Source organism: Kribbella turkmenica, from assembly GCF_004348725.1.
Classification (GTDB): Bacteria; Actinomycetota; Actinomycetes; order Propionibacteriales; family Kribbellaceae; genus Kribbella; species Kribbella turkmenica.
Genome location: NZ_SMKR01000226.1, coordinates 1 through 9,769 on the forward strand (window position 1 = coordinate 1; position 9,769 = coordinate 9,769).

Annotated in this window: 9 protein-coding genes; 4 read left to right on the forward strand and 5 right to left on the reverse strand. The window is 70.3% G+C overall.

All coding sequences use genetic code 11. The features are described from left to right. Positions 1-64 precede the first annotated feature (64 nt). Entirely contained in the window at positions 65-499 is a 435-nt protein-coding gene (locus tag E1218_RS32835) for a type II toxin-antitoxin system PemK/MazF family toxin (RefSeq protein WP_132326941.1), read from the reverse strand. A gap of 9 nt (positions 500-508) precedes the next feature. Further along, positions 509-1,435, reverse strand: coding sequence for a GNAT family N-acetyltransferase (locus E1218_RS32840; protein WP_233712630.1), 927 nt, complete (start codon positions 1,433-1,435; stop codon positions 509-511). 115 nt (positions 1,436-1,550) lie between these two features. On the opposite strand from E1218_RS32840, the gene fdxA reads away from it, so the two are divergent. Continuing rightward, entirely contained in the window at positions 1,551-1,877 is a 327-nt protein-coding gene (fdxA, locus tag E1218_RS32845) for a ferredoxin (RefSeq protein WP_131285641.1), read from the forward strand. Positions 1,878-1,923: 46 nt separating this feature from the next. Here fdxA and E1218_RS32850 read toward each other — a convergent pair whose 3' ends face one another. Both E1218_RS32850 and dapD read right to left on the reverse strand, forming a co-directional pair. Beyond that, positions 1,924-2,901 carry a hypothetical protein gene (locus tag E1218_RS32850; RefSeq protein WP_132326942.1) on the reverse strand — a complete coding sequence of 326 codons (978 nt, stop codon included), beginning with the start codon at positions 2,899-2,901 and terminating at the stop codon, positions 1,924-1,926. Positions 2,902-2,991: 90 nt separating this feature from the next. Next, positions 2,992-3,930: a 2,3,4,5-tetrahydropyridine-2,6-dicarboxylate N-succinyltransferase gene (dapD, locus tag E1218_RS32855; protein ID WP_132326943.1), complete on the reverse strand. Its 939-nt coding sequence runs from the start codon at positions 3,928-3,930 to the stop codon at positions 2,992-2,994. Between the two features lie 83 nt (positions 3,931-4,013). On the opposite strand from dapD, the gene E1218_RS32860 reads away from it, so the two are divergent. From E1218_RS32860 to E1218_RS32870, 3 genes are all read left to right on the forward strand, one after another. Next, entirely contained in the window at positions 4,014-4,847 is an 834-nt protein-coding gene (locus E1218_RS32860) for a nucleoside hydrolase (protein ID WP_233712631.1), read from the forward strand. A gap of 379 nt (positions 4,848-5,226) precedes the next feature. Next, a complete protein-coding gene (locus E1218_RS36835) occupies positions 5,227-5,514 on the forward strand; it encodes a hypothetical protein (protein ID WP_202866317.1) in 288 nt (95 codons plus the stop codon). Between the two features lie 82 nt (positions 5,515-5,596). Continuing rightward, positions 5,597-8,725 carry a GH92 family glycosyl hydrolase gene (locus E1218_RS32870; RefSeq protein ID WP_132326944.1) on the forward strand — a complete coding sequence of 1,043 codons (3,129 nt, stop codon included), beginning with the start codon at positions 5,597-5,599 and terminating at the stop codon, positions 8,723-8,725. A 55-nt stretch (positions 8,726-8,780) separates the two neighbouring features. Here E1218_RS32870 and E1218_RS32875 read toward each other — a convergent pair whose 3' ends face one another. Continuing rightward, on the reverse strand, positions 8,781-9,554 hold the full coding sequence (locus tag E1218_RS32875; RefSeq protein WP_132326945.1) for a maleylpyruvate isomerase family mycothiol-dependent enzyme: 774 nt from the start codon (positions 9,552-9,554) through the stop codon (positions 8,781-8,783). Positions 9,555-9,769 lie beyond the last annotated feature (215 nt).

The window sequence follows — 9,769 nt, forward strand, 5'->3', positions numbered from 1 at the left end:
CCGCCCGCCCGGCTAGGGCACCTGTCCCCATTCCCGGCAGTCGCGAGGCATCGGAAGACGCACTTCAGCCCTGCAGTCTGTGCAGTTCCGCGGCGACCTGGTCGAAGAGGCCTTCACCGATCACCGCGCCCTCACGCCGTACCTGGGCCGGGTCGATCCGGAGGACCCGGTCCAGCCGGACCTCGCTGGGGCGGCTGCCGAGGTCCCAGGCCCCGCTGCCGATGTCCAGCCAGACGCGGCCCCAGCGGGCCTCGTCGGCGGCGTCGCGGTCGTGGTCCTTGCTGGTCAGGATGAGCGCCAGCAGCCACGGGCCGTCCGACCCGACCACCAGGACCGGGCGGTCCTTGCCCCGGTTGTGGTCCTCCTCGAAGGGCACCCAGGTCCAGACGATCTCGCCCGGATCCGCCACCCCGTCGTCCGGGTGCGGCGTGTACTCCACGTGCACCGTCCCCTCGAAGTCCCCCGCGTACTCCGGCCGCTCCGCCACGTGGTCTGCCATGACGCGACCCTAGCGGGCAGTCAGGTAGCGGTACCGGTAGGCGGGCCGATAGCCGAGGTGGCGGTAGGTGGTGACGGCCGGCGTGTTCTTCTCCAGGACCTCCAAGTAGGTGCGCCGGCCACCGAGAGGCCCTGACCAGCGCGCCAGGCCCTGCAGGAGCGCCGTACCGAGCCCGCGGCGGCGGTACGACGGGTCGACCCGGATCCCGTCCACGCCGAGCCAGTGGCCCGTCATCGAGCCGCGTCCGACGGCTACCGGCCGGCCGTCCAGGCTGATCGACGCGAAGACGACCTTCGGAGCGCCCTCCAGCACGGCCGGGGCGGGCTCGGGCACCGGCCCGTCGAAAGCGGCCGCGTACCAGGCTCGATCCGGACGCTCCGCGAGCTGTACGTCGTACGCCGGGGAAGCGTTCACGTGGTCGAGCGTGGTGTGCATGACGAGCACGTCGGACTGGCCGGGGCGGGCGTCGATCCACCCACAGGCAAGGAATCCGGCCTCTTCCGGGCTGCCGAGCCGGACCAGTGCCAGCGGCGGCAGGCCGCGCTCGTCGTAGAAGGCCTCGGCGTGCTTGAGTGCCTCGGACACGGGCAACCCGGGGTCACCGGCGGGCAGCAGCGAGTTCGCCCGGCCGGTCCAGCCGGACGATGCCCGCAGCAACCACTGGCCGACGTACGACGTCTCCACCGCCGGGCGGCCGAGGGCGGTGGTCAGGAACAGCTGCTCCACGTCGACCGGCCGCAGCGGCATCTCCGGGATGGTCTTCGCCGCCGTCACGTCACCGGCGGGGATCTCGTGCAGACCGCTGTCGGCGTGCCGGACGACCAGGCCCTCGGGGTCCCAGGACTGCAGGACGCCGATGACGTCGGTCAGCCCACCGGGGATCTGGTGCCGGACGACGACACGGTGGCCGATATCACGGACACTCAGGCCTGACACGATGCGGACTCCTGGCAGAGTGGGCGAAGGACTACCGTGATACTAGATACCAGCATCACAGCATCGCAGCACCCCAAGACCAGCGCTGCGCTTGCCTGCCATAGGAGGAGTAGCAGTGACCTACGTCATCGCGCAGCCGTGTGTTGACCTGAAGGACCTCGCCTGTGTCGAGGAATGCCCTGTCGACTGCATCTACGAGGGCAACCGGATGCTGTACATCCACCCGGACGAGTGCGTCGACTGCGGAGCGTGCGAGCCGGTGTGCCCGGTGGAGGCGATCTACTACGAGGACGACACACCGGAGCAGTGGAAGGACTACTACACCGCGAACGTCGACTTCTTCAACGACCTGGGCTCCCCAGGCGGCGCCTCGAAGATGGGCAAGATCGACAAGGACCACCCGTTCATCGCGGCACTGCCGCCGCAGGAACACGACGAGTGATCGTCTGGTGACTCCCTAGGCGGCGCGCAGCGGTCGGGCGCGCCACCTACTGTTCCTGGACGTCCACGTGCACGTGGTCCAGGTGGCGCAGGACCGTGGGGTCACCGGAGCGCGCGGGCGGTGTGTAGTCCCGCCAGCCGCTGTCCGAGCGGCGCCCGGCGGTCCAGATCTTGTCACTGAAGATGACCGTCCGGATGTTCAGCAGCTCGGCCCGGGCGACCAGGTACTGCGCCATCGCCCAGCCCTTGGTGGTGTTCGCCGCCGAGACCGGCCGGACGAAGACGTCCACCGCCCGGCCCTCGTAGTGCGCCGAGCCCTCCATGTGCCCTGACCGGATGCCGCCCGCCTGGTACCCACCGGTCGACAGTTTCCCGAACGTGGCCAGCAGATCCCGCCGGACGGCGTCCGCCCGCGGCGTCAGCCCGTTCCGGCCGATCGTCTGGGCATCCACCGCCTCGGGGTCGACCGTGCAGCTGAACACCGCCTTCGACTGCCCGGTCAGCGCCGACGCGAGGATCCGGGCGTCGGCCTCGTGATCGGCGTACGCGTTCGGGAACGCGCTCCGCTGCACCCGGTCGGCCGCCACCGTCACCGCGAGCCTCTGGTAGTTCTTGATCTTCACCAGCGCGTCGTAGAACTTCCCCGCCGCGTAGTGCGGGTCCCGGACCTGGGCTGCCGTACCCCAGCCCATGGAAGGCCGCTGCTGGAACAGGCCCAGCGAGTCCCGGTCACCGTGGGCCAGGTTCCGCAGGCCGGATTCCTGGTACGCCGTCGCCAGCGCGATCGTCGCCGCCCGCGCGGGCAGCCCACGCCGGACCGCCACGCCCGCGATGATCGCGGCCGACTCGGCCTGCTCCAGGTCCAGGACGACGGTCGCCCCGTTGACGGTGGCCGCGCACTGCTCCTTCGGTGGCAGGATCGTCGGGAAGTCCGTGTCGCCGACCCACGAGATCGCCGCACCGACGGCGAGCGCGAGCGCACCCAGTGCACCCACGGCGACGGCGGCGCCTCGCTTTATCGGCATACCGCTCCCAACGTTCGGGGGCGGGGTCCTTGTTCCTGTCGGTGGGTCACGAAGCGGTAGACGTGCGCGGTCCGTGATTGGTTGGCAGGGTCACGCGTTGGCGTGCAGCGCCTCGTTCAGCGCGATTCCCTCACCGGTGCGCGGACGGGCCTCGACGGCGCCGGTGACCGAGTTGCGCAGGTACAGCAGGCCCGGCTGGCCCGACAGTTGGCGCGCCTTGACCACGCTGCCGTCCGGGAGCGTCACCTTGGTGCCCGCAGTGACATAGAGCCCCGCCTCGACCACACAGTCGTCGCCGAGCGAGATGCCGGTGCCGCCGTTCGCGCCGAGCAGGCAGCGCTTGCCGATCGACACCACCTGCGTGCCGCCGCCGGACAGCGTGCCCATGATGGACGAACCCGCGCCGATGTCGCTGCCGTCGTCGACGACGACCCCGGCCACGATCCGGCCTTCGACCATCGACGTACCCAGGGTGCCGGCGTTGAAGTTGATGAAGCCCTCGTGCATCACCGTCGTCCCGGCGGCGACGTGCGCGCCGAGCCGGACCCGGTCCGCGTCGGCGATCCGGACACCGCTCGGGACGACGTAGTCGGTCATCCGGGGGAACTTGTCGACACTCGTCACGGTCAGGTACTTGCCCGCGGCGCGGGCCCGCAGCCGGACCTGCTCGACCTCCTCGACCGGGACCGGGCCGAGCGACGTCCACGCGTTGTTCGGCAGGGCGGCGAAGATGCCGTCCAGGTTCAGACCGTGCGGGCGGACCAGACGGTGCGACAGCAGGTGCAGCCGCAGATAGGCGTCCGCGGTGCCGTCCGGGGCCTGGTCCAGGGTGATCTCGGCCGCGACGACCTCACGCCGTACCTGCCGCAGCTCGTCGTTGCCCTCGGCGGCGATCAGCTCGGCCGGCGCCTTGTGGTCAGCCGGCTTGGTCCCGAGCTCGGGGGCCGGGTACCAGACGTCCAGGACGGTCCCGTCGGTGGTCACGGTGGCGAGGCCGAAGCCCCAGGCGTGCGTGGCGTTCTCGGTCATACCCCAAAGCCTGCCAGACCGGTGCCGCCTCGGCTTGAATGGGACCGGCATCTGGGAGGACTCGAGCAGGCCGGAGGATTTGGATGACTGTGACGTTCGACACCGACATCGGTTCGGATGTGGACGACGTGCTCGCGCTGGCCACGATCCTGGGCTCGCCCGAGCTCGAGCTCGCGGGGGTGACCACTGTGTACGGCGACACGTTGCTCAGGGCGCGGATGGTCGCGCGAGTGGCGGCGGTCGCGGGCCGGTCGGCCGGGCCGATCGTTGCCGGCCGCTTTGAGACCCGCTCCGGCCGAGAGGTTTGGTGGGCCGGGCACGAAGGCGTCCTGCTGCCCGAGCTGGACCGCGAGCAGGTGTCGACCGGCGTCGATCCGATCGAGCTGCTCGCCGGCTCGGCGACGGTGATCGCGGTCGGTCCGTTGACCAATGTCTGCGAAGCGGTCGACCGCCCGGGGATCGAACGCCTGTACGTGATGGGTGGTGACTTCTCGTCGGCCAAGGCGGAGCACAACGTCACCTGCGATGTCGACGCGGCCGCGATCGTCTTCGGAAGCGGCGTACCGGCGACCGTGATCGGACTCGACCAGACGACCCGGATCCGGCTCGGCGGTGCCGTGGTGGCGAGGATCGAGCAGGCCGGACCGCTGGGGAGGTTGCTGGCGGGGGAGATGCGGCAGTTCTGGAAGTTCACCGCGTCGGACTCGAACGTGCCGCACGATCCGGCTGCCGTACTGATGCTGACCGATCCGGAGCTGTTCACCTTCGCCACCGGCCGGATCGAGGTCGACGACGCCGGTTTCACCCGGTTCACGCCCGGCGCCGACGGCCCGCACCGGATCGTCACCGATCTCGACACCGAACAGGTCCCCCGGCGGATCGTCGACCGGATCCTGGTCGCCTGCGGAGCAGGCTGAAGTCCCGGGCGGCGATCCCGCCGGCTGTGAGCTACTCGTCGCGCGACGGCGGCGCCGTCAGTCGATGCCGTGCACGGCGATCTGCTCCGGCAGTGGGGCTCGTCGGAGGTGTGTCGGCTGTCCTCCGGGCTGAACAGCGTGATCGTCAAACGCGGGACGGGCGTTCAGGCCGGGGAAGCGAACGTCTACGAGAGGTACGTGCTTTCGCTGAAGCTGCCGGCCCGCCAGAGCACGTCAAAGACCTGACGGAGCGGATCGGCCGGATCTCGTTCGACCTGGCGCCGCTGACGCAGGCCTTGGCGGCGCTCCACCGGGAGGCGCCGCTCGCCGTGGTCCACGGTGACTTCGTGCCGAAGAACCTGGTCACCGGTGGACCGCTGTGGACTGGCCACTGACCTACCTCGCGCCGCACCTCAGCGATCTCTGCACGCTGGTTCGCGGCGCCGTTGCCCTCGGCCACGATTGCGGCCCCGTCGCCCGGTACGTCGAGGCAGCGGGCGTCAACTCGTTCCTGGTCGGCCGGCAGCTCCTGGCCGGTGGCGCGTGCTTCTGCCTCCGTGCCCTGGACTTCGTCGTCGCCGAAGGCCTCGGCACGATCCCGGAGTCCAAGCACTGGATCGATCCCCTGCTGGCCGAGCTCGAGGATCTCGTCGGGCAACTGTCGTGAGACCGGCGGCCACCAGGCCGAACGGGGTCCAGGATGGAAACATCCCGCCGGCTTCGCCGCATTGATACGTAACATTGCGCCGGTGATCATCGAGACAGGTGGCGGCCCGGCCGGCGGCCGGACGAGCCCGAGCGGCTTCGGCTTCAGCAACGTCAACGCGACCCGGTACGGCGGCACGGCCGGCGGACGGCAGGAGGCCGCGCTGCAGTCCGCGGATCTGGTGGTGCGGCCGGGGGACCGGCTGCGGTACAAGATCTACCCGGAGCTCGACGTCCGGCTCGGGTACGAGGCGACGTACACCGCGGTCGACCTGGTCTTCACCGACGGCACCCGGCTGTCCGGGCTCGGCGTGCTGGACCAGTACGGGATGCCCTTCGACGCCGCCGGCCAGGGCGCGGCCAAGATCCTCTACGCCGACCAGTGGAACGACGTCCAAGTCGACCTGACCCCGGCCGCCGGGCGGACCGTCGAGCGCGTGCTCCTCGTCCTCGACGCCCCGGGCACCGGGGCGGAGTACCAGGGCTGGATCGACGACCTCGAGATCGGTCCGGCGCCCGCGCGACTCGACGGCTCGGACCTGGCGGCGTACGTCGACACCCGGCGCGGCACCAACGCCAGCCACGACTTCTCCCGCGGCAACACGCTGCCGATCACCGCCTGGCCGAACGGCTTCAACTTCCTCACCCCGGTCACGGACGCCTCCACCCACCGCTGGCCGTACGAGTACCACCGCGCCAACAACGCCGCCAACCGCCCGGAGCTCCAGGGGCTCAGCTTCTCGCACCAACCGAGCCCGTGGATGGGCGATCGCGACCAGCTGTCGATCATGCCGGTCGTCGCCGCCCAGCCGCTCGGCGACCCGGCCGAACGCGCGGCCGCCTTCCGCCACGACGACGAGCTCGCCCGTCCGGACGTGTACTCGGTCCGCCTGGGCAACGGCGTACGCGCCGAGCTCGCACCGACCGACCACGGCGCGATCTTCCGCTTCAGCTTCCCCGCGGGCGTGGCCGGCCGGCACCTGGTCTTCGACACCATCGACGAGCACGGCGCCTTCGAGTACGACGGGACCGCGCTGACCGGCTGGGTCGAGAACGGCTCCGAGTTCGGCCGCAGCCGGATGTACTGCTACGGCGTCTTCTCGGCGGCGCCGGCCGGGTTCGGCCCGACGACCGGCGGCCGGGACAACGCGCGCGCGGCGACGTTCGACGCGGTCGACGAGGTGACGCTGCGGATCGCCACGTCGTTCATCGGCGTGGACCAGGCCCGGCACAACCTCGAGCTCGAGCTCGCCGGCCGGTCCTTCGACGACGTCCGGCAGGCCGCCAACGCCGCCTGGAACGAACGCCTGCAGGTGATCCGGCCAGAGGGCGCGACCGAGCCGCAGCTGCGCACCGTCTACGGCAACCTCTACCGCCTCAACCTCTACCCGAACTCGCACTTCGAGAACGCCGGCAGCCACGACGAACCGGACTACCGCTACGCCAGTCCGGTGGCTCCGGTCGAGGAGACGGCGACCGATCGCGGGACCAACGCGGTCGTGCGGCCGGGCAAGATGTACGTCAACAGCGGTTTCTGGGACACCTACCGCACCGCGTGGCCGGCGTACGCGTTCTTCTACCCGGCGCTGGCCGCCGAGCTGGTCGACGGCTTCGTCCAGCAGTACCGCGACGGTGGCTGGATCGCCCGGTGGTCCTCCCCGGGGTACGCGGACTGCATGACCGGGACGAGTTCCGACGTCGCCTTCGCCGACGCCTACCTGCGCGGAGTACCCCTTCCCGACCCGTTGGCGACGTACGACGCCGGCCTGCGGAACGCCACCGTCGCACCGGCGAACACCGAGGTGGGGCGCAAGGGCGTGACGACCGGGTTCTTCACCGGGTACGTCAGCACGGACACCGAGGAGAGCGTGTCCTGGGCGCTCGAGGCGTACCTGAACGACTTCGGCCTCGCGATGATGGCCGAGCGGCTGGCCGACGACCCGTCCGTGCCCGGCGACCGACGGGCCCGGTTGCGCGAGGAGGCGACGTACCTGCGCCGGAGATCGCTCAACTACGTGCTGCTGTTCGACCCGGAGATCAGCTTCTTCCAGGGACGCCGCCCGGACGGACGGTTCGCGAAGACGCCGGCCGAGTTCGACCCGTGCGAGTGGGGCGGCGACTTCACCGAGACCTGCGGCTGGAACTTCGCCTTCCACGCCGTCCACGACGGCCGCGGCCTGGCCAACCTGTACGGCGGCCGGCGCGGCCTGGAGGCGAAGCTCGACGAGTTCTTCGCGACCCCCGAGCTCGCGGTGAAGAAGGGCACCTACTCGATCGTCATCCACGAGATGCTCGAGGCCCGGGCGGTCCGGATGGGCCAGTTCGGCTTCAGCAACCAGCCGGCGCACCACATCGCGTACCTGTACAACTACGCCGGTACGCCGTACAAGACGCAGGCGATCGTCCGCGAGGTCCTTCAGCGCCTGTTCGTCGGAGAGCAGATCGGTCAGGGTTACCCGGGCGACGAGGACAACGGTGAGATGTCCGCGTGGTACCTGTTCAGTGCCCTGGGCATCTATCCGTTGCGCGTCGGGGCACCGGAGTACGCCATCGGCGCACCGCTGTTCCCCCGGGTCGTGGTGACGCCGCTGGGTGGCTCACCGGTGGTGATCACCGCTGCCAATGCCGAACATCCCTACGTGCAGGACGTCCGGGTCGACGGCAAGCAGTTGCCGATCGCATCGATCGGCGAGGCCGAGCTCCGCAACGCCGGGCAGATCGACTTCGTCCTCGGCCCCGATCCGTCCGACTGGGCCACACTCGACACGCCGCCGTCGCTGACCCGGGACGATCTCGTCGCGACCCCGCTGGTCGACCTCGTCCCCAGGACACCGAGCGATCCGCTCTTCGACGACGACTCGTCCACCGAGATCCGGCTCGATCCGAACGTGCCGACCGTCCAGTGGACCCTGCCCGCGCCGGCCACCGCGACCATCTACACCCTGACCAGCGGTAGTTCCGCCGAGGGCGACCCGGCCTCCTGGCGCCTCGAGGCCTCACCGGACGGCATCACCTGGACGGTTCTCGACGAACGCACCGATGAGTCCTTCCCGTGGCGCCGTCAGACCCGTCCCTTCACCGTCTCCGCGCCGGGCGAACACCAGCACTACCGCCTCACGATCACCGGAGCCACCGGCGTTCCTGCCCTCAGCCAGGTGGAGCTTCTGCACTGACCCCGCGGTGGAGGCGGCGGACTGCTCGCCGCCTCCGCCACCGGGCTGCGTCGGGTCAGTCGGTGACCCAGTCCATGTGTTCGATCCAGAGGCCGAGCAGGTCCCGATCCCCGGTCACCGCCAGCGACGACGCCGCCAGCGGGCGACGCCGGCTGAGCACGAGCAGGAGTTCGACGGCTGGGCCACGGACCGTGACGTCCGCTTCGGTGTGCTTGTGCTCCAAGGCGACCCGGTCCGCTTCGCGGCGCGCAACCCACTCACCGGGCGCGTCGGTCGCGTGGAAGTGCAGGGCCTGGCCGGCGCCGCGCATCGCCTCGGCGAAGTCCGGCCTGTTCTGCCAGTAGCCCTCCGACGTCATGGTGTCCAGCCAGTCCTCGATGGCTCCCACTGCATGCTCCGGCGCCAGCTCGTACCGCTCGCCGACGGCCGCGGCCGCGTCCGCGCGGTGCACGCACATCTCGCCGAACAGCCGGCGCGACCAGAACGGCACGCCCGCGGAGTCGCCGGACGGATCCCACACCGGCGTGTCGTCAGCGACCGATTCGAACGCCTGCTTCGCCTGGGCGGCGCCGTCGGTCAGCCAGGTGCGCCACTGCGCCGAATCGGTCGGACCGGGAACGTAGCGGGCGAACGCTTCGCTCGGCTCGGCCATCCGCTCACCCACGAGCATCGCCACCATCCGCTGGGTCGAGCCGACATGGTCGACAAGATCGGCCAGCGTCCACTTCGGACAGGTCGGCACCGGCGCGGACGCATCCTTGCCGTGCACCCAGTCGGCGAACGTGCTCGTCTGCTCGACGACGGCGTTCAATGATGCGGACGTCTCCATACCTGTGCCTCCAAGGGCTTCACCGAGGGCTGCTGAACCGGGTCATGCAGTCTGTTGCAGCATCCTTGCGATCGCTTTCAATCCGCTTTCACGACGCCCGACGGCTGGTTCTCGGGCGCCTCGATCGAACTGCCGCGACGAAGCGGCGTGCGTCAGGCCTTGGGGGCCGAGGTGGCTCGGATGTGGAGTTCTGTGCGGAGGGTGACGGTGGAGGG